The following is a 25,101-nucleotide window of genomic DNA, read 5'->3' on the forward strand; positions in this document are numbered from 1 at the left end:
CCGCTCGTAGCATGGGTGAGAATTGACGTGTGAGCCGCACTCGTTCCCGCACCTTTGCCGTCGACCAGGCCTGCGCCGCCGCTGTGGAGCCGGCCCGGGCCGCCGCCGAGGAGATCGCCCGACCCGGCGAGGTGGGCGAGCATCTCGGCTTCGAGAGCGAGGCCGAGCGGGTCGTCACGCACTACTTCGCCTGTCTCGACCGCGCCTACCGAGGGTGGCGCTGGGCCATCACCGTGACCCGCGCCTCCCGGGCCCGCAACGTCACCGTGAGCGAGACCGTGCTGCTGCCGGGCGGCGGCGCGCTCCTTCCCCCGGCGTGGGTGCCGTGGAGCGAGCGCCTGCTCCCCGGCGACCTCGGCGTCGGCGACCTGCTGCCGACCTCCGACGACGACGACCGCCTGGCCCCCGGGTTCACCGAGACCGACGACGACTCCGACCGTCAGATGATCTTCGAGTACGGCCTCGGCCGGGCGCGGGTCCTCTCGGCGATCGGGCGCGACCGGGCCGTCCACCGCTGGCACGCGGGCGACTCCGGCCCCCACACCCCGCTCGCCCACGCCGCCCCCGCGCAGTGCTCCACCTGCGGTTTCTACTGGCCGCTCGCCGGCGCCCTCCGCCTCGGCTTCGGCGTCTGCGCCAACGAGTACGCCCCCGACGACGGCAAGGTCGTGGCCGCCGACCACGGCTGCGGCGCCCACTCTGAGGCGGCCGTGGTGACGCCGGCCGGCGTCGAGCAGGCGACGCCCATCCTCGACGACCTCGGCTACGACCTGATGGAAGAGGGCACCCCGGCCGTCGGGTCCGTCGACGACGAGGTCTCCGAGCCGTTCGGCCATTCCTGAGTCCAGTTCTCTCCGAGTTTTACGGCCGAAGGCTCCCGTGGGGCTCGGGGACCGGAGATGCTTTCCGGGCGCAGAAGCTTTGCGAACCTTTGGTATGGAAAGCCCGGCCCACCTCCTCCACCCTTGGGACATGACTGGTGACTGACATCTTTGGCACCGAACGCATGCGCGGCACCGTCCTCGCCGCCTGGACGGCCTCGCCCGCGCGGTTCCGTGAGGACGCCAACGCCGAGGAGGACTTCGCCCTCGGCGGGTACCGCGATCGGCTGATCGTCGAGCTGGCGCAGAACGCCGCCGACGCGGCCCTACGTACCGGCGTCCCCGGACGGCTCCGGCTCACCTTGGAGAACGGCGTCCTGAGCGCCGCCAACACCGGCGCCCCGTTGGACGCGACCGGCGTCGAGGGGCTCGCCACGCTCCGCGTGTCGGGCAAGCGCGACGAGGTCGGCTCGATCGGCCGGTTCGGCGTGGGCTTCGCGGCCGTGGTCTCCGTCTGCGACGAGCCGCTGATCGCCTCGCGCGCGACCGGGGCCGTCCGCTGGTCGCGGTCGGAGACCGCCGCGCTCGTCGCCGCGGAGCCCGCGCTGGCCGCGGAGCTCGCCACCCGTGGCGGGCATGTGCCGCTGCTGCGCCTGCCTTTCGAGGCCGGGCCGGTCGAGGTGCCCGGCGGCTTCGACACCGTCGTGCGCCTGCCGCTGCGTGACAAGGCCGTCGAGCAGGCCGTACGGCAGATGCTCGACGAGACGGGCCCGGCGCTGCCCCTGGCCATGCCCGCGCTAACCACGATCGAGATCGAGATCGACGGCGAGATCCGCACGGTCATGGCCGGCGACTGGCAGGTGAGGGAGGAGTCCGGGACCTTCACGGCCGAGCAGGTGGCCGAGCTGTTCGCCGACCGGCCCACCGAGGAGCGCAACCGGCCATACTGGCTGGTCCGCTGGGCCGTGCCCGCCGACCACGGACGACTGCCCAAGGACGTCGCCCCCGTCGTGCACGCGCCGACGCCGAGCGACGAGCCGCTCGACCTGCCCGCCCTGCTCATCGCGAGCTTCCCTCTGGCGACCGACCGGCGGCACGTGGCCTCGGGGCCGCTGGCCGACTTCCTGATCGAGCGGGCCGCCGAGACCTACCTCGATCTTCTGAAGTCGCTGCCGAAGACTCCCCGCCTGCTCGACCTGGTACCGGGCCTGATGGGCAAGGGCGAGCTGGACGCGGCCATCCGGCGGGCGATCCTGCGCCGCCTTCCCGACACGCCTCTGCTGCCCGCGATCTCCCCGCCCGCCGACGTTCCCGACGGCTCCCGTGACGCGGACGCCGGGGGATCGTTCGTCGTCTCCGGACGTGAGGCCTCCGTAGTGGCGGGCCCGGCCGAGTTCCTCGCCATGATCGCCGACGTGGTGCCCGGCCTGCTGCCGGCCGGGTGGGCGTCGAGGCATCCCGCCCTCACCACCCTCGGGGTCACGCGGGTGGAGCTGTCCGACGTCGTCGACATGCTCTCGGGCGACGCCGTCGACGACAGGTCCGCCGCCTGGTGGCACGCGCTGTACGACGTGGTGCCCGGTGACGACCGCGAGGCACTCGGCGCCGTGCCGGTCCCGCTGGCCGACGGCCGTCTCGTACGGGGCCCGCGCGGCACGCTGCTGCTCACGGACGGCTCGTCCCTCGATCCGGCGCTGCTCGGTCCGCTCGGGCTGCGCGTCGTGCACCCGGAGGCCGCCCACCCGCTCCTGCTCCGGCTGGGCGCGGCGGAGGCCAGCCCGAGGAGCGTCCTTGAGGACCCGCTCACGCGCGCGACGGTGTCCGAGTCGCTCGACAGCGCCGACCCTGAGCCGGTGGCGCAGGCCGTCCTGGCGCTGGTCGACGCGGCGGGGCTGACGGCGGGGGAGGCTCCGTGGCTGTCGGCGCTGGCGCTGCGCGGAGCCGACGGCGAGCTGTACCCCGCGGGCGAGCTGCTGCTGGGGGAGGGCTCGCTGGCCAAGCTGATCGACCAGGACGTGCCGTTCGGCGTCGCCGCCCCCGACCTGGTCGAGCGGTACGGCTCGCGCGTCCTGTCGGCCGCGGGCGTGCTCGACGGCTTCGCCGTGGTCAACGACTCCGACGTGCTGCTCGACCCCGACGAGTGCGACCACGACCTCGACGCCGAGGACGAGTGGCTCGAAGCCGTGCTCGACGTGCTGCCCGAGGCCGACGTGCCTCCGGTGGCGCGGGAGTTCACCGCGATCCGCGACCTGGAGTACGTCGCCGACTGGCCGCACGCGCTGGCGCTGCTGTCCCGGCCGCCGCTGCGCGCCGCGCTCCAGCCGCTCCGCGCGCTGGTCAACGGCGAGATCGCCGAGGCTCCGTCGTACACCTCCTGGTGGCTGTCGCACCACCCCGTGCTCGACGGCAGGCGCCCGACGGCCCTGCGCCTGGCCACGGGCGACCCCCTGCTGTACGGCCTCTACGGCGACGCGCCGCAGGGCGTGGACGAGACGGCGCTCGCGATGATCGGCGTGCGCACGACGCTCGCCGACCTGCTCGCCTCGCACGGCGGGCCCGATGAGCTGCTCGAACTGCTGGCCGACCCCTCGCTGGAGGTCGACCGGGCCCAGCTACGGGCGCTGTGGATCGCGCTGGCCGCCGTCGAGCCCTCGCGCGTCGCGCCCCCCACGGCCGTACGGGCGGTGCTGAACGGCGAGATCGTCGTCGCGGACGCCGACGACGGCCACCCCATCGGCGGCAACGGCCACGCCCTGGCCGAGGGCCTGGTCGCCACGGGCGGGCCGGTCGTGGTCGAGGCGCCCGACCTGCTGCCTCTGGTCGCCTCGCGCCCGCTCGTGCTCGCGCCCTTCGACCTCGCGGAGGCGCTGTCGGAGCTCCTCGACCTGCCGGTCATCGGCGAGGAGGTCACCGGGGACGTCACCTCGTCCGGGCAGGAGCGGCAGGTGCCCGCCCAGGTGCGCTCACTGCTGCCTTCGGCTCCGGCGAGCTACGTCGAGCACGCCGATCTGGAGGTCGACGGCGTCAAGGTGCCGTGGCGCTTCTTCGAGGGAGCCGTCCACGCCAGTGGGGTGGAAGGGCTGGCCAGGGGCCTCGCCTGGGCGAGCGGCCAGTGGGGAGACCGGCTCGCGGTCGCCGCCCTGCTGCGCGACCCGGAAGCCGTACCCCTGCTCCTGGCCGAGGCCGACCTCGACAGCTGACGGCTGATCACTGACCCGCGGCACGGGGCCGTCTGTGCCGCGGGGCGTTCACGGCGTGGAGCGGTCATTCACGACGAGGCGCGGCCGTTCACGCGGCCCGGGACCGGCTCGTCCTTCTGGTCGCCGGTGCCCGATGGGCCGTCGCCGCGCCGGTCACGCCGCCGTACGAACCAGCAGCCGAAGAGCCCGAACCCGATGCCGGCCACGCAGGTCCAGATCCACCAGCGGTGGTCGGGCGAGGGGTTCATGATCAGGAGCACGATCAGCGCGACCACCCACAGGCCCGTGCCCGCGAGAATGGTCGCGGTGTCGTTGGTCTCCAACGGGGCGGGATCCGGGGGGCGCGACTCGTTCACGCACTCCAGCCTAGGCGAGAACGGTCCTGACATTGCTGCCCGGGTCGGATAACCCGCCGCAGGATCCGAACCGTACACAAGTTGGTCTCATTCGGACCACGAGCGCCTCAGGGGACTTCCCGACTGTAATGTCGCCTGTCACTCTGCCCGCGTGAGCGAGATAACTGCCCCCGTGTCCCAGCCGACGGGTCTTCTCGGCTGGCTCGACCGCTTTTTCCACATCTCCGAGCGCCAGTCGACGCTCAACCGTGAAATCCGTGGCGGACTGGCCACCTTCTTCACGATGGCGTACATCGTCGTCCTGAACCCGCTGATCATGGGCGGCGTCAAGGACGCGGACGGCCAGTACCTCGGGGACGGAAGCGCCCCCAACTACGCCATGATCGCCGCGGCGACCGCGCTGACGGCGGGGATCCTGACGATCCTCATGGGCGTCGTCGCCAGGGTGCCCTTCGCCCTGGCGGCGGGCCTCGGCCTGAACGCCTTCGTGGCCTTCGGCATCGCGTCCAGCATGTCGTGGGAAGACGCGATGGGGCTGATCGTGCTGGAAGGCATCGTCATCACCATCCTCGTGCTGACGGGGTTCCGCACGGCCGTGTTCCACGCGATTCCGAGCCAGTTGAAGACCGCGATCAGCGTGGGCATCGGCCTGTTCATCGCGTTGATCGGCTTCGTCGACTCCGGATTCGTCCGCAAGGCCGCGGGGACGCCACTCGAACTCGGCATCGGCGGTGCGCTGACCAGCTGGCCCATCTTCGTCTTCGTGATCGGCCTGCTGCTCACCGTGCTGCTGGTCGCCCGCAAGGTCAAGGGGGCGATCCTCCTCGGCATCGTCGGCACGACCATCCTGGCGATCATCGTCGAGGCGGTCGCCAAGGTCGGCCCGTCCAACGGGGGCAAGAATCCGCTGGGCTGGAGCCTCGTCGTCCCGGTGTTCCCCGAGAAGATCGTCGGGTCACCCGACCTCAGCCTGATCGGCCAGTTCAGCCTGTTCGGCTCGTTCAGCAAGGTCAGCGTGGTGCTGGCCGTGCTGCTGGTGTTCACCCTGCTCATCACGGACTTCTTCGACACGATGGGCACGATCGTGGGCGTCGGTCGCCAGGCGGGTCTGGTGGCCGAGGACGGCACGCTGCCCCGCACGCGGGAGATCCTGCTGGTCGACTCCCTCGCGGCGGTGGCCGGCGGCGCGGCCTCGACCTCGTCGAACACCACCTACATCGAGTCGGCGGCCGGCGTCGGCGAGGGCGCCCGTACGGGCTTCGCCAGCGTGGTCACCGGAATCCTCTTCCTGCTGGCGGTCTTCCTGTCGCCGCTGGTCGACATCGTCCCCTACGAGGCCGCGGCGCCCGCCCTGGTGGTGGTCGGCTTCCTGATGATGACCGCCATCGGGGAGATCGACTTCAACGACTACGAGATCGCCATCCCCGCCTTTCTCACGATCGTCCTGATGCCCTTCACCTACTCAATCTCGAACGGCATCGGTGCGGGCTTCATCACGTACGTCCTCATCAAGCTGGTGAAGGGCAAGGCCCGCGAGGTCCACCCCCTGCTCTGGGTGGTGACGGCCCTCTTCGTCGTCTACTTCGCGATCGGCCCAATCAAGATCCTTCTCGGCCTGGGCTGATCGACTGGTCTTCCCTGGTCTTCGCGAGGGTTCCGCGTGGGAGACCGCTACGCGGCCCATGAAAGTGGGCTTAGTGGCGGTCTCCTGTTCAGTGGCTCGTTCGAGCCGATCGGTTCACCGGCGCTCTACGTGCGGAAAGAGAAGGTCCTGCCCAGCCTGACACGGTCCTCGCTTCGCTCGGGCTCCGTTCTCAAGAGCCTTCGGCCCTGCCGACGCGTTGATGGTCGACGAGTCGAGTCGTGCCATCTTCGCTTTCGGATCACTACGGTGGCCGTCGCCGGGCGGGTCGCATCGAGCAGCCTTCTCTCGGCGCTCTCGCCAGACGGAGTGCCAGCTTTGTCATCAGGGGGCGTGGCACTTGTACCTCATATAACGTCCGTGTTATGAATTGGGGAGAGGTGGAGCTGGAACCCGAGGTGGACGAGTGGTTCGACACGCTCGATCAAGCAGGCCAGGAGACGGCAGTGTTCTATGTCGATCTACTGGCCGAGCGTGGTGTTCTGCTCGACGAGCCGTATACCAGGCAACTCCGCGGCAAGCTTCGGGAGCTCCGGTTCCATCTTGACCGAGAGGCGGTCCGCATCAGTTATTGGATCGCATCCGGTAGGCGGATCATCCTGCTGACGGTGTTCCGGAAGCAACGGATGCGTGAGACTGCCGAGATCGAGAGGGCGTGGCGGGCCATGCGGCGATGCGTCGCAGAGGCGCACACGGCAGATGCGGAGTGAGCGAGATGGGCGAGCGCAAGGCGTGGGCCGACAAGCGAACCGAGATCATGAACCGGCCCGGTGCGGGGGTCGCTTACGAGTCTGCCCGGATTCGCTTCGAGTTGGGGGAAGCTGTCCGGCTACGCCGTGAGGAACTGGGACTGACCCAGGCGGAGCTCGCCCGGCGCACAGGACTCAAGCAGCCGGCGGTCGCACGGTTCGAGGCGGGTGGCACCATGCCCACTATCCCGATGCTCGAACGCCTGGCAGAGGCGCTGGAGATGCGGCTCAACGTCCAATTCGAGCCGCAGCGCCAGGCGAGTTGATCAGCCGGTCGAGACCGGCGAGCCCTTGGAAGGCAGCTCTCGGTGGAAAGCCGAACAAGGTGCCCAGGGAGGGTGTCTCGCTCTGAGTGATCCGCTGTTACCCAGTTCTCCGCAGGAGACGGCGGTTCTCTGTCGGTCTATTGGCCGAGCGTGGTGTTCTGCTTCTCCGCTACCGCTGGACCGGTCGGAGTTGGGTTTCCGGTTTCGCGGCGGGCTAGGGTGAGGAGTTCGTCTACGGGCCATTGGTCGTAGGCGTGGGCGCCGTATTTGGCGGCGAGTACGCGGCCGTCGGCGGCGATCAGGAAGTCGGCCGGGAGGCCCAGTCTGCCGCCGTGGGGCTTGAGCGACGGGCTGGGGCGCCGCCCGCGCAGGACAGGGCCGAGGTCCCGGAGAATGCTCCACAGGATCGGGCCCCAGACGCGGGGGTCGAGCAGCGCGCGGGGGGCGGACTCAACGCCGAATTCGACGTAGAGACGCTTGCCGGGATCGGCGATGACGGCGAACGGAAGGTCGGCCGTATGGACGCGCAGCTCATCCGGGGGTGAGTGGAAGACGACGACCTCGCGAATCCCGGCCGCGACGATCTCGTCATGCCGGGCCACCACCGATCGCAGGTGCAGGTTGCACACCGGGCAGCCCGCGAAGCGCCGGAACTGCAGGTGGACGAGTCGGTCGGTGTCCGGGATGGGAACGCGAGTCCCCGAGATCGTCTCAAGCTCGCGTCCGGCGATCACCGCGCCGGGGGTGACGCGCTTCGATTGTCTGCGTTCAGGCATAGGAGCCATCCTCGTAGGCGTGCGTCGTACGCTTACGACGCTATGAGCGTATGTTGTACGCTGTCAAGCCGTGCCCCGTCCACGGTCGCTCACGACAACAGGTATCGCCGCCGCCGCACTGGCCGTCATCGACCGCGACGGACTGGCGGCGCTTTCGATGCGCGCGGTCGCGGTCGAGCTGGGCATGGCGACGATGTCCCTCTACCGGTACGTCACCGACCGCGAGCAGCTTGAAGGGCTGGTCGTCGATCTGGTCCTGTCAGGTGTCGACGCCGCTCCGCCTGAAGGCGTCGCGTGGCAAGGGCAGGTCGCGACGCTGGTCGAACGGGTCCGCGACGCCGTCGGCGCTCATCCGGAGGTGGTGCCGTTGACGCTGACCCACCGCCATGCGTCCCCGAGTGTGCTGCGCTGGTCGGAGGCCGTCCTTGCCATCCTGACCGGTGCCGGCTTCACCGGAGAGCAGCGGGTTGTCGCGCTGCGCAGCCTGCTGAGTTACCTCATAGGTTCGATCCAGATGGAGCACCTGGGGCCGCTGTCCGGCGTGGGCACGGCGATGATGGCCGGCCTTCCTGGTGAGGAGTATCCACTGCTCGCCGAGACCGCTCGTCAGGCGCGCGGCGTCTCGGCCGGCGAGGAGTTCCGCCACGGTCTGGACGTCATGATGCGCGGCCTTCGCGCACCCCTTGATTGACGGGTTGCCTGCGGTCGGGAGATCGTGTTGCCGGGGATCGCGCGCACGCAGAAGATGAATGCGGGGGCTGGTCTCGCCGCGGTCGCCCCGGAGGCGTGGTGGGGGCTGGTCTCGGCGGGTGCCCCCCGGACGTACGAGCCGGGTGCGATTGTGCTTCGCCAGGGTGACCCCGCGATTCGGTATCGCACAGCGTTGCTCACTCCCTGAGATGACAGGAGAGTCCTAAATGTCTGAAATGAGCCCATACCGCGCGCTTCTCACGGTGGACGCGTCGGGTTTCGGAGAACAGCCCGACGCCCTGCTTCCGTTCCTCCACCACGAGATCCACGCGGCCCTGACGAGTGCCTGTGAGCGCAGCTCGCTGAAGGAGCCGTGGGAGTCGGTGTCACTCCTGCAGAGGCCGGGTGACGAGTTGGTCGCGCTGCTCCCGGTGGAGACGCTTCCCCTGCTGGTCCACCCTTTCCTCGACAACCTGCAGGACGAGCTGGCGCGTACCGACCAGAGGGTCCACGATGAGGATCGTGGTCCCCGGTTGCGGCTGCGGGCGGCTCTGCATGTGGGGTCGGTGGAGGACGACGGCTCGGGCACGACGGGCATCGCCAGGGCGGTGAACGACGTCCACCGGCTGCTCAACTGCGACCCGCTGCGCGACGCGCTCTGCGACAGTGACCCCGACGTCACCTTCCTCGCGGCGATCATCTCGTCGGAGGCGTTCAGCAGGTACGTGGAGGGCGGGCGAACGAGCCTGGATGACTCCCGCTTCACGAAGGTCCGGGCGAAGGCGAAGAAGTTCGACCAACCGGCCTGGGTGTACGTCCCCCGCCCGTCCCGGCTCCCTGAGCAGGCGGTCCCGGCCACGCCGCAGGAAGGCGCGGCGGGCGACTAGATCTCCGCGAGGTAGGTGGCACAGCTCCCCTGAAGGCCATAATCTGTCCAGAATTCAGGGCGAGGAAACGCTTCGCAGAGACGAGATCTGGTTCGCGGAGAAGGACAACCTGACAGGAGAATCCACCATCTATCCGCTGACCGATTTCCAGCCTCGCGAAGGGCTCAACTGGGAGAAGAGATACCTGGGTGGAGCGCTGGGGGCCGTGCCCTTCGTCACCGAAGAAGCCTTCACGCGTGCCTTGAATGAGGGTTCCGACGGCGATGCCTAGGTTCTCGCGGGAAAACAGCGAACCGCGGCGGACCGCGAAGCAGGCCAGGCGCATGTCCATGCGCGTACTGATCGTCTGCGGGGCCGCGGAAACGGAGAAGCAATACCTCGAAGGTGTCAAACGTCTTTATCGAAACCCCGCTGTGGCGGTCAAAATCAAGACCAGGGACAAGTCGCCTCTCGATGTCGTTCGCTACGCCGCGGCGTTCAGCAAGTCGAACAAGAATGATTTCGACGAGGTGCGGGCGGTTTTCGACGTAGACGAGTTCGACATAACCGAAGCGGTACGCGAGGCCGCGACGTCGGATGTCAACGTCGCTGTCTCCAATCCATGCTTCGAGTTCTGGTTACTGCTCCATTTCGTCAATCGGCGTGGTCACTTGAGCTCGTACAAGCAGGTCCGTGCGCTGCTGTGCGGCCATCTCCAGGACTACGACAAGGCGCGACTCGACTTCGCCAGGCTGGAGGACAAGATCGACCTGGCCTGCGAGCGGGCGAAGGAGATCGACGAGATGCGAGAGAAGCCTTACGCCAATCCTTCCAGTGGCATGTGGCGAGTCATCGGTCAGATCTCCCCCGGCTCACCGGCGTGATCAGGTCGGCAAGTTGTCGATGTGGTTCGTCCCGCTCCCGAGGGCCGGTCTAGCGGTGGGTGGCTACGGGGTCAGAGGACGGTGCAGGTGGTGCCGTTGAGGGCGATCTTGGTGGGCGCGGGGGCGTAGCCGCTGTGCCAGGCGTTGAAGCCGACCTGTGTCGTGGCGCCGGTGCCGATCACCTTGTTCCAGGATTCGTTCACGCCGCTGAGGCGTGAGCCCGCCTGGGTCCAGCCGGCCGACCAGCCGCCGCTCAGGCGCACGTCGGACGTCGGGTAGTCGACCGTCAGCGTCCAGCCGTCGATCGCCGTCGTGCCCGTGTTCTTCACCGTGATCCCGGCGGTCAGGCCGGTGTTCCAGGACGTGGCGAGGTAGGTCGCGGCGCACGACAGGCCCGGTTGGGGGGTGGGTGTCCGCGTCGGGACGGGAAGGCCCTCGCGCGCAAGGGCGGAGACGGGCTCCGAGGGCTGGCTGATATTGCCCGCGGCGTCCCTGGCCACCACCACGTAGGTGTAACGCTGCCCGGGGACCAGGCCGGGCTCGGAGAAGATCGGGTAGGCGGAGGCGGCGGCCGTGCCGACCTTCACGTAGCCGGTCGAGGTCTCACGGTAGACGTCGTACGCCGTGACCGCGACGTTGTCGGTCGACGGTTGCCAGCAGAACACGACGCCGGGGTAGTCGGAGACGCAGTTGTCGCGCAGGCCGGTCGGCCTCGACGGGGGGACGATGTCATCGGTGGCGGGCGCGGCGGCGTGAGCGGCCTGCGGCGCGAGCATGGCGACCTGCGCCGCGGGGGCGGCGGCCTGTGCGGCGGGGACGGGAGACAGGGCGGCGGTGAGGAAAGCCGCGATGAGGATCGTCTGTAAGGACGGAGTGCCGAGTTTCATGGGTCCCCCATCGGTCGGCGTCGGCGCGTGAATCCTGGAGTGATCGTGAACCAGCCTGGGGAGCGCGTAAAGCCTGAGACGGGGACGTCACCAGAAGCCCTGGGCGGCGGTGAACGGTTCATCGAGTATCAGATCCCGGGGAAGTGGCACCCGGACATGTTCTCTTCGGCGTGCGGGACCTGGCGGACGTCTTCCAGCAGCCGCCGACGCGGCCTGCCCTCCGGGCCGTCCGGCTGAGAGCAGGGTCGGAGGAAAAGGAATTGCCAGCTCGGGGGCCACCTCACTACCGTCGAAGTCCTCTGCCCCGCGCTCGATCGGAAGATAGTCATGCTGTGGCGTGCCCTCGCCCGCCGCTTCCCGGTGCTCGCCATCCGCGACTTCCGGTTGTTGCTCGCCGATCGCCTGCTCGCGCCGGCGGCCTTCGCGTTCTCGCTGGTCGGCGTGTCGTTCGCGGTGCTCGACATCAGCGGCTCCACCGCCGACCTGTCGTACGTGCTGGCGGCGCAGATCGCCCCGTCGCTCGTGTTCACGCTGATCAGCGGGGTCATCGCCGACCGCATCCCTCCGCAGCGGGTCATCGTCGCGGCCAACATCATGATCGCGGTGGGGGAGGGGACCCTCGGGATCCTCGTGCTCACCGGACAGGCCGTCCTGTGGCAGATGATCGTGCTGGAGACGCTGACCGGTGTGGGCATGGCGGTCTTCTGGCCCGCCTCGCAGGCTCTGCTCCCGAAGATCGTGCCGGACCCGCTGCTCCAGCAGGCCAACGCCCTCAGCAGGCTCGCGATGAACGGCGCCCAGATGGGCGGAGCCGCCGTCGCGGGTCTGGTGGTCGCGGCGGTCGGCCCCGGTTGGGCGCTGACCGTCTGCGGCGTCGGCCTGCTGAGCACGATCCCCATGCTGCTCGCCATCCGCGTAACCGGTCACGAACGGGTGCGTGAAGCAGGCATGCTCGGGGAACTTCGCGATGGCTGGTCGGAGTTCGTCTCCCACACGTGGCTGTGGGCGATCGTGGCCCAGTTCTGCGTGATCATGATGGCTTGGTACGGCGGCTTCCAGGTGCTCGGCCCCGCGGTCGCCAAGGCCCATCTCGGCGGCCCGGCCGCCTGGGGGGCGATCGCCGCGGCCGAGGCCCTCGGCCTGATCGTCGGCGGCGTGCTCTCGCTGCGCTTCACCCCGCGCAGGCCCATGCTGTTCGTGGTCTGCATCGGCGCCGCGATGTCGATCTCGCCGCTGTCGCTCGCCATGCACTGGCCCCTCCCCGCGCTCTGCCTGGCCGCGGTGTTCCTGGGGGTCACCATGGAGATCATGATGGTCCAGTGGAGCGTGGCGCTGGCGCGCAACGTGCCGCCTGACAAGCTGGCCCGCGTCTCGGCCTACGACGCGCTCGGCTCCGTCATGGCGATGCCGCTCGGCGCCCTGGTCGCCGGGCCGATCGCCGCGAAGATCGGGCTCTCGGCCACGCAGTACGGCGCGGCGGTGCTGATGGTGGCGGTGTCGGCGCTGGCCCTGATGTCGCGCGAGGTGCGCACCATGCGCTCGCCGGGCATCGCCGGCGCGACCGGCGAGCCCTCGATGCCCGCCGCGTCGAGCCCCCAGTGACCCGGGCCTGACCTTCCACGGAAGCCGTACGGGAGCACCGTACGGGAGCCGTACGAAGGCCCCGTACGGGAGCTTCGCGCGGCGCCCTCGGCGCCCTCGGCGTTCTGACGGTGCCCGAATGCTGATCTTATGTAGTCTGCGCGAACGTCTCAGGGGCCACGCACGTTCGGCAATGACAGAGAAGGTCACGGTACGGGCATGCGGGGTACTGCGCTGAGGAAAAACACCGAGCCACCTGGAATCATGACATGTCGTATATAGTTAGCAAAGGTAATGACTCATGCTAACGAACACTCCAAAGACGGGGCGCCTGTCGGACCTACGCAGCGACGCCGGGCTGGCGTCCGCGCTGCGCGTCTCCCTGGCGCGGCTGACCAGACGGCTGCGGCGGCAGGCCGGAGCCCACACACTGACCCCCACCCAGCTCGCGACGCTCGCAGCCGTCGAACGGCATTCAGGGATAACCCCTGGCGAATTGGCCGAGCTCGAAAAGATGCAACCCCCCTCGATGACCCGGGTGATCGCCGCGCTGGAGGAGCGGGGGCTGCTCGCCCGTACCCCGCACCCGACCGACCGGCGCCAGGTGACCGTCAGCGTGACGGAGCCCGGACGAGGGCTGCTGAAGGAGGAACGCCGGGGCAAGGAGGCGTGGCTCGCCCAGCGGCTGAAGGAACTGACTCCCGAGGAGCGGACGACGCTGCGGGCCGCGGCGCCGATCCTGGAAAAGCTTTCCCAGATGTGACTCGTCCACAGCCTGTGGACGAGGACGCCGGAGATCCTCCCGAACCCGTGGCGCGAGCCGTACGGGATCGGGAAGCCCGGGAGGTCGAGGACGCCGAGCTCCGTGAGGTCCAGGCCGAGGAGACCAGGGGCGTCGAGGAGATCAGAGGGGCCCAGGCCGGGGAGGGCCGGGGGTCCGCCGCCCGGTCGAGCGGAGGGATGTTCCGCTCGCTGCGCAACTACAACTATCGCTTGTTCGTCTCCGGCAGCGTCGTGTCGAACGTCGGCACCTGGATGCAGCGCACCGCTCAGGACTGGCTGGTCCTGGAGCTGACCCACGGCAGTTCGGCCGCCCTCGGCATCACGACCGCCCTGCAGTTCCTGCCGGTGGTCCTCTTCGGCCTCTGGGGCGGCATGCTCGCCGACCGGTACCCGAAGAGGCCGCTGCTGATGGGCGCCCAGTCCCTCCTGGGCCTGCTCGCTCTCACGATGGGCCTGCTGACCGTCACCGGGCACGCCCAGACCTGGCACGTCTACGTGATGGCGTTCAGCCTCGGGCTGGTCTCGTGTGTCGAGGTGCCCACGCGGCAGTCGTTCGTCGTGGAGATGGTCGGCCGTTCGGACCTGTCCAACGCGATCGCCCTGAACAGCTCCACCTTCAACCTCGCGCGCGTGGTCGGCCCTGCCGTCGCCGGTCTGCTGATCTACGCTCTGGGCGGCACCGGTCCGATCTTCCTGCTGAACGCGGCGTCGTTCGCGGCGGTGATCACCGGTCTGTTCCTGATGCGCTCGTCGGAGCTGCGCACTCCGGAGCCCGTCGCCCGCGCCAAGGGGCAGCTGCGCGAGGGCCTGCGGTACGTGTGGCAGCGTCCAGAACTGCTGATGCCGATCCTGCTCGTGGCGTTCGCGGCGATGTTCGCGACCAGCTTCTCGATGAGCATCGCGCTGATGGCCAAGCAGGTGTTCGGGCAGGACGCGTCGTCGTTCGGCGTGGCGTCCAGCGTGTTCGCGGTCGGTGCGCTGGGCGGGGCGCTGCTCGCCGCCAAGCGCGCACGTCCGACCCGCCGGCTGCTGGTCGGCGGGGGCGTCTGCTTCGGCATCGCGCAGATCGCCGCCGGGTTCGCGCCCGCGTACCCGGCCTTCCTGATCCTGCTGGTCCCTGCGGGCATGGCGATGATCACGACGAACACCGCCGCGAACTCCGCCGTACAGCTGGCGGCGTCGCCTGAGATGCGGGGCCGTGTCATGGGAATCTATGTCCTGGTGTTCACCGGTGGAGCTCCCATCGGCGCGCCGCTGATCGGCTGGGTCGGCGAGCTCGCCGGGCCCCGCCTCGGAGTGGTGATCTGCGGAGTGATGTGCCTGGTGGGCGTCGGCCTCGCGATCCTGCTCACCAGGTTCGCAGCGGGAAGGACACGCGGTGCGGTTGTTCGTGGCGTTGTCGCCTCCCCCGGAGGCACTCGCTGAGGTCGCGCGGGTCGTCGCCTCCCACGGCGAGGCGTGGCCGGAGCTGCGGTGGGTGGCGCCGGAGACGTGGCACGTCACGATGACGTTCCTCGGCGAGGTCGCCGAGGAGGTGCTGCCCCGCCTTGAGGTACGGCTGGCGCGGGCAGCGGGCCGCTACCCCCCGATGACGCTGGCCTTCGGGGGAGCGGGCGCGTTCTCCTCAGCGGCCCGCGCCCGGGTCGTCTGGCTCGGCCTGTCCGGCGGAGGTACGGCCCTGCCCCGGCTGGCCGCCTCGCTGGCTGCGGGCGCGCGGCGGGCAGGGGCCGTCCACACCGACAGGAAGCCGTTCCATCCCCATCTGACCCTCGCCCGCTCCCGCGCCCGTACGGGCGCCGACGCGCGCGGGCTGGTCGAGTCGCTGGGCTCCTTCAGCGGTACGCCCTGGCGCGTGGACTCCGTGCATCTGATGTGGAGCCACCTCGGGCCGTCCGTGCGTTACGAGACACTCGGGTCATGGTCACTGGCCGGACGCGACTAGGCTCCAGTGCGTGGACCGTCCCCGTCGCTGGCTGCTGCCCACGGTGCTCGCCCTGTTGGTGATCATCGTGGTGATCGGCGCGTTGCTCTCGTAGCCGCGGCCGGGCTCTCGTAGCGGTCCTACCAGGCGTACGCCTCGGGAGCGGGGCCGCCGGGGCCGGGGAAGATCTCGTCCAGGCGGGTGAGTGCCTTCTCGTCGAGCTTGATCTCCAGCGCGCGGAGGCTGCCTTCGAGCTGCTCGATGGTCCGGGGGCCGATGATCGGGCCGGTCACGGCCGTCTGCTCCAGCAGCCAGGCCAGCGCGACGTTGGCCGGGTCCTCGCCGAGCTCGTCGCAGAAGGCCTCGTACTGCTCGACCTTGTCCCGGTGCTTCTCCAGCTCGGCGAGCATGTTCTCCGAGGCGGAGCGCCCCTTGTCGATCTTGCGGAGCACGCCGCCGAGCAGGCCGCCCGCGAGCGGGCTCCAGGGGATGACACCGAGCCCGTAGTCGTCGCAGGCCGGGAGGACTTCCAGCTCCACGGTGCGGGTGAGCAGGTTGTAGTGCGACTGCTCGGACACCAGGCCGAGGAAGTTGCGCCGCTTGGCCTCCTCCTGCGCCTTGACGATGTGCCATCCGGCGAAGTTGGACGACCCGGCGTAGATGATCTTCCCCTGCTGGCGGAGGACCTCCATCGCCTCCCAGATCTCGTCGAACGGGGTGTTCCGGTCGACGTGGTGCATCTGGTAGAGGTCGATGTAGTCGGTCCGCATCCGCTTGAGCGAGGCGTCACAGGCCCTGCGGATGTTCAAGGCCGAAAGGTGCGTCTCGTTCGGCCAGTCGCCCATGGAGCCGTAGAGCTTGGTGGCGATCACCGTCTTCTCGCGACGGCCGCCCCCCTGGGCGAACCACCGCCCGACGATGTGCTCGGTTATCCCCTCGCCCTTCTTCCAGCCGTACACGTTCGCCGTGTCGAAGAAGTTGATCCCCAGCTCGTGAGCCCTGTCCATGATGGCGAACGAGTCCTGTTCGGGGGTCTCGGGGCCGAAGTTCATGGTGCCCAGGCAGAGGCGGCTCACGGAGAGACCGGTGCGTCCAAGGTGTGCGTATTCCATAACTGCACCCTAAGCACCTGGAGCGCACTCCAGGCCAGCCCGGAAAGCCTCACCGGCCGCGGCGGCCCGGCCAGACCTGCGCCAAGTCCGCCCAGGCTCGGTGAGGCTCCGGCGCGGTTCCCCCGGGGGCGGGGCATGATGAGCGGATGGGGAGCAGACGGGTGGGCATCGCGGCGGGGGTCCTTACGGCGGTCGGGTTGGTGGTGGCCGGTCCCGTCTCGGCGTCCGCCGTCACATCGGCAGGAGGCGTGGCGCACACCCAGTCCGGGCCGCGCGCGGAGGGCGGTGAGCCGGGCGGGGGCAAGGAGCCGGACAGCGGCGAGGAGTCGGGCAGCGGCAAGGAGCGGCTGCTCTTCCGTTTCAAGGACCCTCGGATCTCGGAGTCGAGCGGCCTCGCCGTCTCGCCCACGCACAAGAACGTCATCTACACCCACAACGACAGCGGCGCCGGCCCGCAGTTCTACGCGGTCGGGCCCGATGGGCGCACTCTGGCGGTGTTCACGCTGGCCGGGGCCGCGGCGCGCGACTGGGAGGCCATGGCCGCCTCCGTCGACCCGTCGACCGGCGAGAGCGTCCTGTGGTTCGCCGACATCGGGGACAACCTCAACGGCGCCTGGCCCGACTACTCGATCTACAAGGTGACCGAGCCGAAGACGATGCGCGACGCGACGCTCCGGGCGACCCGCTACCGCTTCCGGTACGAGGACGGCGGGCGCAACGCCGAGGGCATCATGGTCAACCCGGTCACCGGGCGGCTCTATGTCGTGAGCAAGCAGTTCTCCGGGTCGATCTACGCGGCTCCGGCCAAGCTGCGCACCGACAAGGTGAACATCCTGCGCCGGGTCGGCCCCGCCCCCATCATGGCCACGGACGCCGCGTACGCGCCCGACGGGTCGAGCTTCGTGATCCGCACCTACTTCTCGGCGTCGCTCTACCAGGCCCCCGGCGAGCTGATCAGCCGGGTCTCCATGCCGTCGCTCCAGCAGGCCGAGTCGATCACCTACACCCGGGACGGCAAATCCCTGCTGACCGGGTCCGAAGGGGTCAACAGCCCGGTGTACGAGGTGCCGCTCCCGGCCTCGGCCGTCGCGAAGACGGCGCCCAGCGCTCCGTCACGTACGGGCACCGGGCCGACCAGGGTCGCCGGGGTGCCCGACGCCTCGGCCTCGAACGCCGACGCGGGCGATGGCGACTCCTCAGGGGTGCCGGCCGGGGTCATCGCCCTGTGGCTCGGCGTCGCCCTCGGCGCCACCGGCATCATCGCCGCCATCGCCCGCCGCGTCAGCTGAGCCCGTCGACTGAGCCCGTCAGCGGGTCGCCGGCTGCGCCAAGGGGAGGACGATCGGCTCCGTCACGGCGCCGGCGTGGGACGGCGGCGCCGGTGGGATATGGGGCTGAGGGGACAGCGGGAGGCCCAGGGAGTCACACGACCGGTGCCTGAACTTCGCCTTGGGGCAGGCGCCGGTGCAGCCGACCTCCACGGAGTCGAGGAAGTTGCCGGCGATCGGCGAACCAGAGGCGGCCGAGACCGACTCGATGGAGATCCGGGTGACCTTCTGGCGCTTCGGGACCCGGTAGATGCCCATGTAGTGGCCCCAGGCCATGCCGCCGTCCGCGATGTCGCCGGTGGTCTGACCCAGCGGCACCTGGACTCCTGTGGAGCCCGGTGCACCGATCCTGACGTGGATGACGTCCTTCTGCTCGGGGCTCGCGCTCCGCGCGCGGTGGGCCAGCCGCCACACCAGGAGCGTCCTGGGCCTGGTCGCGACGTCCTGGTGGAGGGTCGACGCCTGCGTCCCGTTCAGCTCGGCGAACTGGGTTCCGGAGTCGGCGGGGATCTCGGCCCCGGTCGCGCTCGCGTTGCCACGTCCCCAGATCTTGATGAGGCCGTCGGCCGAGTCGGTGTGCCAGCTCGGCACGTCCTTTTTGAGCGTGCCCGCGCCGTCGACGCCGGCGGGCTCCTCGAAGCCGCCGTTGCCCGGCAGGCACGCGATGGGAGGCGACGCCGGTGCGGCCGTACCGTGCGGAGACCGCTGGGCCGAGGCCGGGGAGGCCCCGAGGCCGGCGGCGGGGACGGTGAGGAGGGAGGCGGTGACGCCAAGAAGGAGGACACGCCGTGGCAGGGATACCAGAGCATGGGGTTGGTTCATGGACTTCCCCTCGATCGGATGACCGCCCCGGCGGGGCCGGGGCGAGGAGGGCGCGCCTGAACTGATCATGCCGAGCGCGCCGTGTCGAGGTATGCCCTGGTGAAACGCGGAACCGCGGGAGGCCGGAGACTCTTGGCCCGCCCCGCCCCAGGGTTTTACCGGGGCGGTCTTCTTTGCCCTGAGGTGTCCATTCGGGCGACGAAGGGCTCGCCGCGGAGGGCCTGCTCGACCAGTTCGATGGACGCGGCCAGCCGTACCAGCCGAGGGCCCTCGCGGCGGTAGGCCTCCAGTACGGCCTCGACGGCGTGGGGCGGCAGGTGTCCCTTGAGGTCGACCGCCGCGCCCCGGTAGCCGGTGCGCGCCGCCTCGACCATGGCGTTCACGTGGTGGCGGGCCATGCGCGCCAGCGCGAGGGGGTGGCGCCGGAGCACGCCGTACGCGCGGTAGTCGGGCGGCACGGCGTCGAGCAGCCAGGCCACCGCCGAGGCCTCCCAGTCGGGGCTCCCCGGCGGGAGGACCTCCGATGGCCACCCAGGCGGAACGTACACGTCAGGGAGTGTATCGAATGTCTGTTCGATGTCTATGTGATCGGTTATGCCCCTTTCCTTGCTGGCTGCCAAGCGCTAGCTTGCGTTCATGCGCGTTGTGGTCACCGGGGCCTCCGGATTCGTCGGCTGCCACGCGGTGGCCGCTTTACGGGCCGCCGGACATGAACCCGTCCTGCTCGTTCGCGACCCCAAAAAAGCGGTGAAAGTCCTGTCGAGTCTTGGCATCACCGATCCGCCGGAAACCCACGTGGCCGACATCCGGGACGCGCGGGCCGTACGAGAGGGGCTGCGGCACGGGGAGGCCGTGCTGCACACCGCCGCCGAGGTCGGGGTCACGGGACACGGCGGAGACGTGGTCGGCACCAACGTCACCGGCCTTCGGAACGTCCTCGGCCAGGCCGTCGAACTCTGCCTCGACCCGGTGATCCACATCTCCACGACCGCGGTCTTCGTCCCGCCGAGCGGCCCCCTCATCACGCTCGACAGCCCGCTGTCGTCCCCCCGGACGGCCTACGGCAGGACGAAGGTCGACGGGGAGCGGTACGCGAGGGCACTCCAGGACGAGGGCCACCCGGTCACGGTCGTGTACCCGTCGGGCGTCATCGGCCCGCACCAGCCGACGCTGGACTCGATGGTCGAGGGGCTGCGCGGCGGCCTCGCCCAGGGATGGCCGATCACCTCCGGCGGGGTCGCCCTGATCGACGTACGCGACCTGGCCACCGTGCTCACCCGCTGCGCCGAGCCCGGCAGGGGGCCGCGCCGGTTCCTGCTCGGCGGCCACTTCCTGCGCTGGGCGGAGCTCGCCGACGTGTGCGACGAGGTCACGGGCGGGCGGTGCCGCCGCTTCCCCGCCCCCGCGCCGCTGCTCAGGGCCGCGGGCAGCATGCTGGATGGGATCAAGAAGCTGAAGGGCATCGACTACCCCCTGACCCGGGACGCCGCCGACATCATGGTGTCGATGGTCCCCGTCGACGACACCGCGACCCTGGAGACCCTGGACGTACGGCTGCGGCCGGTCCAGGAGAGCGTGGCCGACACGCTGCGCTGGCTCACCGAGGCGGGGCACCTCGCCCCCCGCCGAGCAGGCCGTCTGGCGCGACCAGCGGAAAGCGAGGAAGATATCACCCTGTGAGTGAGCGAATCGGGGTCGTCGGGGCGGGCATCCTGGGGCTGGCGGTGGCCAGGGAGCTGGCGGCACGCGGCGCCACGGTGACCGTGCTCGACAAGGAGGACCACGTCGCCGCCCACCAGACCGGCCACAACAGCGGGGTCGTCCACGCGGGCATCTACTACACTCCCGGCTCGCTCAAGGCCCGGCTCTGCCGGGACGGCGTCGCGCTCCTGCGCGAATACTGCGCCGAGCACCACATCCCGTACGAAGAGGTCGGCAAGCTGGTCATCGCCTCGACGGCGGGCGAGCGCGCCGGCCTGAAGCGCATCGCCGCCCGGGCCAGGGAGAACGGCGTGCCCGGCATCGCCGAGCTGGACGCCCTCGGGCTTCGTGAGATCGAGCCGCACGCCGTCGGGGTGGGCGCGGTCCACTCCCCGCACACGGCGATCGTCGACTTCCCCGCCGTCGCCCGCCGCCTCGCCCTCGACGTCGCCGGGCTCGGCGGGTCCGTACGGTTGGGGCATCCGGTCCGCGCGCTGCGCGAGACCGCGAGCGGGGTCGAGGTGCTGGCGGGGAAGGCGCGGTTGGCCTTCGACCGGCTGGTCTCCTGCGCCGGGTTGCAGTCGGACGCCGTCGCCGCGATGAGCGGGCACGCGGGAGACGTGCGCATCGTCCCCTTCCGGGGTGAGTACTACAAGCTGGCCGGGTCCGCCAAGGACCTCGTCCGCGGGCTCGTCTATCCGGTGCCCGACCCGCGCTACCCCTTCCTCGGCGTACACCTGACCCGGCGCATCGACGGCGAGGTGCTGGTCGGGCCCAACGCCGTGCTGGCGCTGGCCCGCGAGGGGTACTCCTGGGGCAAGGTGTCGCCGCGCGACCTGCGCGAGATCCTGACCTGGCCCGGCACCCGCCGCATGGCCGCCGCGCACTGGAGGACCGGCGTCGGCGAGGTCTACGGCTCGCTCGTCAAGAAGTCGTTCCTCAGGGCCGCCCGCCGCTACGTGCCCATCCTGACCGCGCAGGACCTCGTGCGCACCCCCGGAGGAGTGCGGGCCCAGGCCGTCGCCCGGGACGGGAGCATGATCGACGACTTCGTGGTGGACGTTCACGGCAGGGTGATCCTGGTGCGTAATGCCCCCTCACCTGCCGCCACATCGAGCCTCGCGATCGCCCGGCACATCCTTTCTTTCATCCCAGCTTAAGGAAATCAGGCCACTATAGGGGCGTGACCGATTCGCCTGAAGCCCGACTGCTGGTCGTCGAGGACGATCCGAACATCCTGGAACTGCTGGCCGCCAGCCTGCGGTTCGCCGGGTTCGAGGTGACCCCCGCCGGAAGCGGGGCCCAAGCGGTCGAGGCCGCCCAGCGCCGCCGTCCGGACCTGATCGTCCTGGACGTCATGCTGCCCGACATGGACGGCTTCGACGTCGTACGGCGCCTGCGCGGCGGCGGCGCCCACACGCCGGTGGTGTTCCTCACGGCGAGGGACGCCACCGAGGACAAGATCAGGGGTCTCACGCTCGGCGGCGACGACTACGTGACCAAGCCCTTCAGCCTCGAAGAGGTGATCGCGCGCATCCGGGCCGTGCTCCGCCGTACGGCCGGCGACCCCATGGCGCCGCCGCCCCGCATGACCTTCGCCGACATCGAACTGGACGAGGAGAGCCACGAGGTGTGGCGGCGCGGCACGGTCATCCCGCTGTCGCCCACCGAGTTCAAGCTGCTCCGCTACTTCATGGCGAACGCCGGACGGGTGCTGTCCAAGGCGCAGATCCTCGACCACGTGTGGGACTACGACTTCAGGGGCGACGCGGGCATCGTCGAGTCGTACGTGTCGGTCCTGCGCAGGAAGATCGACAATTCGAGCCCCCGGCTGATCCACACCCTGCGGGGCGTCGGCTACGTGCTCCGCACCCCTCCCACGTGAACGGGGCCGCGCCGGTGCCGCCCGTGAACAGGACCCCGCGCTCGGCCCTGTCGCCGGTGTCCGCGCGGACTCCGGCCCTGTCGTCGGTGTTCGCGCGGACTCCGGCCTTGTCTTCGGTGTTCGCGCGGACCCCGCTCCGCATCAAGCTGATCGCCACGATGCTCGCGCTGGTCGCGATCGCGCTCGCGGGCATCGGCGTGAGCAGCGTGTCCGTGCTCCGCGGGTACCTCGTCGACCGGGTGGACCAGCAGCTCGCTACCTTCGCCCAGGACGTCGCCCGGCGCCTGCAACGCGGTCCTGGCCTCGGCAACCGGGTGCCCCCGGACGGGCTCATCCAGCTCCGCGACCGCGACGGGAAGGTGGTCGCCACGCTGGCCGGGCTGGAGACCGAGAACCGGCCGGGGCCCGTGCTGCCCGGCCTGGGCGCGGCGCCCGCCTGGGAGCCGGAGACGGTGCGCGCGGCGACGGGCGGGGGAGAGTGGCGCGTCCGCGTGGTCTCCGTGGTGGGGGTGGGAAGCGTCGTCATCGCGATCGACCTGTCGTCGGTCGACCAGATCACCGCGCGCCTCGCGCTGACCGAACTGCTCGGCGGTGGCGTCGTCATGGTGGTCCTCGCCCTGTTCGGCGTGGTGATCGTGCGCAGGAGCCTCCGGCCGCTGGTGGAGATGGAGCACACGGCGGCGGCGATCGCCGCGGGCGACCTCGGCAGGCGCGTGCCCGACCGCGACCCCCGAACCGAGGTGGGCAGCCTCGCGGCCTCGCTGAACGGCATGCTCGCCCAGATCGAGACCGCCTTCCGGGCTCGTGAGGTCTCCGAGGCGGCGGCCCGTACGTCCGAGGAACGCATGCGGCGGTTCGTCGCGGACGCGTCGCACGAGCTGCGTACCCCGCTGACCTCGATCCGGGGCTTCGCCGAGTTCTACCGGCAGAACCCCGCGGGCGATCCGGCCAGGCTCATGCGGCGCGTGGAGGACGCCGCGGCCCGTATGGGCGTCCTGGTCGAGGACCTGCTGCTGCTCGCCCGCCTCGACCAGCAACGGCCGCTCACGATGGGCCCCGTCGACCTGCTCGCCCTCGCGGCCGACGCCGTCCAGGACGCGCGCATCCTGGCGGGCGACCGTGACATCGCCCTGGAGGTCGCCGGTGACGTGGCCCCGATCGTCTCCGGCGACGAGGTACGGCTGCGCCAGATCGTCGGCAACCTGATGAGCAACGCGCTCACGCACACCCCGGTGGGCACCCCGATCAGGATCCGGGCGGGTACGGGCGGCGCCACCGCGTTCCTCGAAGTCATCGACAAGGGTCCGGGGCTCGCGCCCGACCAGGCGGAACGCGTCTTCGAACGCTTCTACCGCGCCGACCCCTCAAGATCGCGCACCCCGCCGACCCCCGGAGGCAGCGGCCTGGGCCTCGCCATAGTGGCCGGCCTCGTCGCCGCCCACGGCGGCACCGTCACCCTGGAGACCTCCCCCGGCACCGGCGCCACCTTCCGCGTGAACCTCCCCCTGGCCCCCGACGTACTCCCCTCAACGGTCTGACGGCCGTTCAGGAGGGGGCCGGGGTGGGGTGGAGGCCGGGGAAGGTTCCGTCGGGGAAGCCGTCCGAGGTGGCGCTGGTGGGGAGCTGGAGCTGGTCTCCTTCGGAGAGGCCGGAGCGGATCTCGACGTACTGGTCGCCGCGCACTCCCACCTTCACCGTCCGCTCGACGCTCTGCCCTCCGTTGCGGACGAGCACGGTCGCCACGCCGTCCGCCCTGGTCCGTACGGCCTGAACCGGCACGTAGACGGCGTCCTCGGCCTCGTCGAGCGTGACCTGGACGGTCGCCGACTGCCCCAGCATCAGGCCGGCCGGCTGGCGGTCGAAGGCGATCATGACTCCGTACTGCACGAGCTGGTCGCTGTTGGTGGCCATCACGTCGATGTGGGTGACCTCGCCGTCGTACGTCTTGCCTGCCCGGGTCGCCAGGGACACCGCGGCCGGTTGGCCGATCTTGAGGCGGCCGACGTCAGTCTGGGAGAACATGGCCTTGACCTGCAGTTCGTCCAGGTTGCCGAGGGTCACGAACGCCGATCCGGCGTTCGCCGCCGTGCCGATCGTGCCCGCGATGGTGAGGATCGTGCCCTTGGCAGGGGCCTTGATCTTCACTCCGGCCAGCGCGTCCTTGGCGTTCTGGAGCGTGGTCCTGGCCTTGCTGATGTTCGCCTCGGCCTGGGCCACCGTGGTGATCGCCTGGCCCCCTTGACCCTGGCCCCCTTGACCCTGGCCCTGGCCCTGGCTCCGACCTTGGCCCATGCCTTGACCTTGACCGCTCCGGCCTCCCTGTCCGCCCTGGCCTGACCTGCCCTGGGGCTGCCCCTGGGTGGGCTTGCCGCTCGGGGTCACGTCGTCGTGCCCGTCGGGGGTCCCGCAACTGGGGGACGGCTTGGCGGTGGGGGTCCCGCTCGGGCTGGGTTGGCCACTGTGTCCGGGGGCGTCGCTCGGCCCGCCCGGTGGCGGCACGACGGCGACGGGAGTCCGAGACGGCCGCGGCGCTGGGTGGCTCGGGTGCGCACCCGACGGCGAGGCGGTGGGCGCGCTGGAGGCGGTCGGCGTGGGGGCGCGGGTGGGTCTCGGAGCCGGGGTACGGGAGGCGGTGGGAGTGGGCTTCGCGGTCGAGGTCCGGGAGGTGGTGTGGGTGGGTTTGGGGGTTGATGTGGGGGAGGCGGTGGGGGTGTGAGAGGGCTTGGGGGTCGCGCTGTGCCCGGAGGTGGAAGCCCGCCCGGCCCGGCCTGCCGAGGCGGCGAAGCTCACGGGCGAGGATGGCACGGCGCTCGCGGAACCACCAGTGCCGG

At 70.4% G+C, this 25,101-nt stretch carries 24 protein-coding genes; 17 read left to right on the top strand and 7 right to left on the bottom strand.

Going from position 1 to position 25,101, the window contains the following annotated elements; translation table 11 throughout:
- Nucleotides 1–29 precede the first annotated feature (29 nt).
- Both AB0B89_RS10425 and AB0B89_RS10430 read left to right on the top strand, forming a co-directional pair.
- Complete coding sequence (locus AB0B89_RS10425; RefSeq protein ID WP_358550764.1) at nt 30–842, top strand: DUF3027 domain-containing protein; 813 nt, start codon at nt 30–32, stop codon at nt 840–842.
- Nucleotides 843–979: 137 nt separating this feature from the next.
- Nucleotides 980–4,021, top strand: a complete 3,042-nt coding sequence (locus tag AB0B89_RS10430; RefSeq protein ID WP_358550766.1) for a hypothetical protein — start codon at nt 980–982, stop codon at nt 4,019–4,021.
- A 68-nt stretch (nt 4,022–4,089) separates the two neighbouring features.
- Here AB0B89_RS10430 and AB0B89_RS10435 read toward each other — a convergent pair whose 3' ends face one another.
- Complete coding sequence (locus tag AB0B89_RS10435) at nt 4,090–4,377, bottom strand: DUF2530 domain-containing protein (RefSeq protein ID WP_358550768.1); 288 nt, start codon at nt 4,375–4,377, stop codon at nt 4,090–4,092.
- A 151-nt stretch (nt 4,378–4,528) separates the two neighbouring features.
- On the opposite strand from AB0B89_RS10435, the gene AB0B89_RS10440 reads away from it, so the two are divergent.
- The 3 genes from AB0B89_RS10440 (at nt 4,529) to AB0B89_RS10450 (ending at nt 7,034) form a co-directional block, all read left to right on the top strand.
- Nucleotides 4,529–6,001 (top strand): NCS2 family permease, encoded by a 1,473-nt coding sequence (locus AB0B89_RS10440; RefSeq protein ID WP_358550770.1) that lies wholly within the window; start codon nt 4,529–4,531, stop codon nt 5,999–6,001.
- Between the two features lie 398 nt (nt 6,002–6,399).
- Nucleotides 6,400–6,729, top strand: a complete 330-nt coding sequence (locus AB0B89_RS10445; RefSeq protein WP_358550772.1) for a type II toxin-antitoxin system RelE/ParE family toxin — start codon at nt 6,400–6,402, stop codon at nt 6,727–6,729.
- A gap of 5 nt (nt 6,730–6,734) precedes the next feature.
- Complete coding sequence (locus AB0B89_RS10450) at nt 6,735–7,034, top strand: helix-turn-helix transcriptional regulator (RefSeq protein ID WP_358550774.1); 300 nt, start codon at nt 6,735–6,737, stop codon at nt 7,032–7,034.
- Between the two features lie 137 nt (nt 7,035–7,171).
- Here the strand turns inward: AB0B89_RS10450 and AB0B89_RS10455 are convergent, their stop codons facing one another.
- Nucleotides 7,172–7,810, bottom strand: coding sequence for a peroxiredoxin-like family protein (locus tag AB0B89_RS10455; RefSeq protein ID WP_358550776.1), 639 nt, complete (start codon nt 7,808–7,810; stop codon nt 7,172–7,174).
- Between the two features lie 70 nt (nt 7,811–7,880).
- Here AB0B89_RS10455 and AB0B89_RS10460 point away from each other — a divergent pair, with 70 nt between their 5' ends.
- The 3 genes from AB0B89_RS10460 (at nt 7,881) to AB0B89_RS10470 (ending at nt 10,250) form a co-directional block, all read left to right on the top strand.
- Nucleotides 7,881–8,501, top strand: a complete 621-nt coding sequence (locus tag AB0B89_RS10460; protein WP_358550778.1) for a TetR/AcrR family transcriptional regulator — start codon at nt 7,881–7,883, stop codon at nt 8,499–8,501.
- A gap of 226 nt (nt 8,502–8,727) precedes the next feature.
- Nucleotides 8,728–9,387: a hypothetical protein gene (locus AB0B89_RS10465; RefSeq protein ID WP_358550780.1), complete on the top strand. Its 660-nt coding sequence runs from the start codon at nt 8,728–8,730 to the stop codon at nt 9,385–9,387.
- Nucleotides 9,388–9,716: 329 nt separating this feature from the next.
- On the top strand, nt 9,717–10,250 hold the full coding sequence (locus tag AB0B89_RS10470) for an RloB family protein (protein ID WP_358550782.1): 534 nt from the start codon (nt 9,717–9,719) through the stop codon (nt 10,248–10,250).
- Between the two features lie 71 nt (nt 10,251–10,321).
- Here the strand turns inward: AB0B89_RS10470 and AB0B89_RS10475 are convergent, their stop codons facing one another.
- Nucleotides 10,322–11,137, bottom strand: coding sequence for a cellulose binding domain-containing protein (locus tag AB0B89_RS10475; protein WP_358550784.1), 816 nt, complete (start codon nt 11,135–11,137; stop codon nt 10,322–10,324).
- Nucleotides 11,138–11,464: 327 nt separating this feature from the next.
- Here AB0B89_RS10475 and AB0B89_RS10480 point away from each other — a divergent pair, with 327 nt between their 5' ends.
- The 4 genes from AB0B89_RS10480 (at nt 11,465) to thpR (ending at nt 15,443) form a co-directional block, all read left to right on the top strand.
- Nucleotides 11,465–12,739 (top strand): MFS transporter, encoded by a 1,275-nt coding sequence (locus AB0B89_RS10480; RefSeq protein ID WP_358550786.1) that lies wholly within the window; start codon nt 11,465–11,467, stop codon nt 12,737–12,739.
- A 280-nt stretch (nt 12,740–13,019) separates the two neighbouring features.
- The gene (locus tag AB0B89_RS10485; protein WP_358550788.1) at nt 13,020–13,481 is read left to right on the top strand and encodes a MarR family transcriptional regulator; all 462 of its coding nucleotides are present in this window, start codon (nt 13,020–13,022) and stop codon (nt 13,479–13,481) included.
- Complete coding sequence (locus AB0B89_RS10490; protein ID WP_358550790.1) at nt 13,478–14,926, top strand: MFS transporter; 1,449 nt, start codon at nt 13,478–13,480, stop codon at nt 14,924–14,926. Before AB0B89_RS10485 ends, AB0B89_RS10490 begins: the two co-directional genes overlap by 4 nt.
- Nucleotides 14,880–15,443: an RNA 2',3'-cyclic phosphodiesterase gene (gene thpR, locus AB0B89_RS10495; protein ID WP_358550792.1), complete on the top strand. Its 564-nt coding sequence runs from the start codon at nt 14,880–14,882 to the stop codon at nt 15,441–15,443. The genes AB0B89_RS10490 and thpR overlap by 47 nt, the downstream gene beginning before the upstream one ends.
- 119 nt (nt 15,444–15,562) lie before the next feature.
- Here thpR and AB0B89_RS10500 read toward each other — a convergent pair whose 3' ends face one another.
- Entirely contained in the window at nt 15,563–16,534 is a 972-nt protein-coding gene (locus AB0B89_RS10500) for an aldo/keto reductase (protein ID WP_358550794.1), read from the bottom strand.
- Between the two features lie 146 nt (nt 16,535–16,680).
- Between AB0B89_RS10500 and AB0B89_RS10505 the strand changes: the two genes are divergently transcribed.
- A complete protein-coding gene (locus AB0B89_RS10505) occupies nt 16,681–17,823 on the top strand; it encodes a hypothetical protein (protein ID WP_358550796.1) in 1,143 nt (380 codons plus the stop codon).
- Between the two features lie 18 nt (nt 17,824–17,841).
- On the opposite strand, the gene AB0B89_RS10510 is transcribed toward AB0B89_RS10505, so the two are convergent.
- Nucleotides 17,842–18,684, bottom strand: a complete 843-nt coding sequence (locus tag AB0B89_RS10510; RefSeq protein WP_358550798.1) for a hypothetical protein — start codon at nt 18,682–18,684, stop codon at nt 17,842–17,844.
- Between the two features lie 155 nt (nt 18,685–18,839).
- Nucleotides 18,840–19,232 carry a hypothetical protein gene (locus AB0B89_RS10515; RefSeq protein WP_358550800.1) on the bottom strand — a complete coding sequence of 131 codons (393 nt, stop codon included), beginning with the start codon at nt 19,230–19,232 and terminating at the stop codon, nt 18,840–18,842.
- A gap of 88 nt (nt 19,233–19,320) precedes the next feature.
- On the opposite strand from AB0B89_RS10515, the gene AB0B89_RS10520 reads away from it, so the two are divergent.
- Genes AB0B89_RS10520 through AB0B89_RS10535 form a run of 4 tightly spaced genes read left to right on the top strand, consistent with a single transcriptional unit; the run spans nt 19,321 to nt 23,808 of the window.
- Entirely contained in the window at nt 19,321–20,364 is a 1,044-nt protein-coding gene (locus tag AB0B89_RS10520) for an NAD-dependent epimerase/dehydratase family protein (RefSeq protein ID WP_358550802.1), read from the top strand.
- Nucleotides 20,361–21,545: an L-2-hydroxyglutarate oxidase gene (gene lhgO, locus AB0B89_RS10525; protein ID WP_358550804.1), complete on the top strand. Its 1,185-nt coding sequence runs from the start codon at nt 20,361–20,363 to the stop codon at nt 21,543–21,545. Before AB0B89_RS10520 ends, lhgO begins: the two co-directional genes overlap by 4 nt.
- A gap of 23 nt (nt 21,546–21,568) precedes the next feature.
- The gene (locus AB0B89_RS10530) at nt 21,569–22,270 is read left to right on the top strand and encodes a response regulator transcription factor (RefSeq protein WP_358550806.1); all 702 of its coding nucleotides are present in this window, start codon (nt 21,569–21,571) and stop codon (nt 22,268–22,270) included.
- 23 nt (nt 22,271–22,293) lie between these two features.
- Nucleotides 22,294–23,808 carry a HAMP domain-containing sensor histidine kinase gene (locus AB0B89_RS10535; protein WP_358550808.1) on the top strand — a complete coding sequence of 505 codons (1,515 nt, stop codon included), beginning with the start codon at nt 22,294–22,296 and terminating at the stop codon, nt 23,806–23,808.
- 7 nt (nt 23,809–23,815) lie between these two features.
- Here the strand turns inward: AB0B89_RS10535 and AB0B89_RS10540 are convergent, their stop codons facing one another.
- Nucleotides 23,816–24,562, bottom strand: a complete 747-nt coding sequence (locus AB0B89_RS10540) for an efflux RND transporter periplasmic adaptor subunit (protein WP_358550810.1) — start codon at nt 24,560–24,562, stop codon at nt 23,816–23,818.
- Between the last annotated feature and the right edge of the window lie 539 nt (nt 24,563–25,101).

The organism is Sphaerisporangium sp. NPDC049002 (genome assembly GCF_040649355.1).
GTDB lineage: Bacteria > Actinomycetota > Actinomycetes > Streptosporangiales > Streptosporangiaceae > Sphaerisporangium.

Excerpts from the sequence above, each read along its gene's own strand:
- AB0B89_RS10540 (WP_358550810.1), bottom strand. The coding sequence starts at position 24,562 with ATGGGCCAAGGTCGGAGCCAGGGCCAGGGCCAGGGTCAAGGGGGCCAG.
- AB0B89_RS10500 (WP_358550794.1), bottom strand. The coding sequence starts at position 16,534 with ATGGAATACGCACACCTTGGACGCACCGGTCTCTCCGTGAGCCGCCTC.
- AB0B89_RS10505 (WP_358550796.1), top strand. The coding sequence starts at position 16,681 with ATGGGGAGCAGACGGGTGGGCATCGCGGCGGGGGTCCTTACGGCGGTC.
- AB0B89_RS10455 (WP_358550776.1), bottom strand. The coding sequence starts at position 7,810 with ATGCCTGAACGCAGACAATCGAAGCGCGTCACCCCCGGCGCGGTGATC.
- AB0B89_RS10510 (WP_358550798.1), bottom strand. The coding sequence starts at position 18,684 with ATGAACCAACCCCATGCTCTGGTATCCCTGCCACGGCGTGTCCTCCTT.
- AB0B89_RS10450 (WP_358550774.1), top strand. The coding sequence starts at position 6,735 with ATGGGCGAGCGCAAGGCGTGGGCCGACAAGCGAACCGAGATCATGAAC.
- AB0B89_RS10480 (WP_358550786.1), top strand. The coding sequence starts at position 11,465 with ATGCTGTGGCGTGCCCTCGCCCGCCGCTTCCCGGTGCTCGCCATCCGC.
- AB0B89_RS10485 (WP_358550788.1), top strand. The coding sequence starts at position 13,020 with ATGCTAACGAACACTCCAAAGACGGGGCGCCTGTCGGACCTACGCAGC.
- AB0B89_RS10475 (WP_358550784.1), bottom strand. The coding sequence starts at position 11,137 with ATGAAACTCGGCACTCCGTCCTTACAGACGATCCTCATCGCGGCTTTC.
- AB0B89_RS10520 (WP_358550802.1), top strand. The coding sequence starts at position 19,321 with ATGCGCGTTGTGGTCACCGGGGCCTCCGGATTCGTCGGCTGCCACGCG.
- AB0B89_RS10470 (WP_358550782.1), top strand. The coding sequence starts at position 9,717 with ATGCGCGTACTGATCGTCTGCGGGGCCGCGGAAACGGAGAAGCAATAC.
- AB0B89_RS10465 (WP_358550780.1), top strand. The coding sequence starts at position 8,728 with ATGTCTGAAATGAGCCCATACCGCGCGCTTCTCACGGTGGACGCGTCG.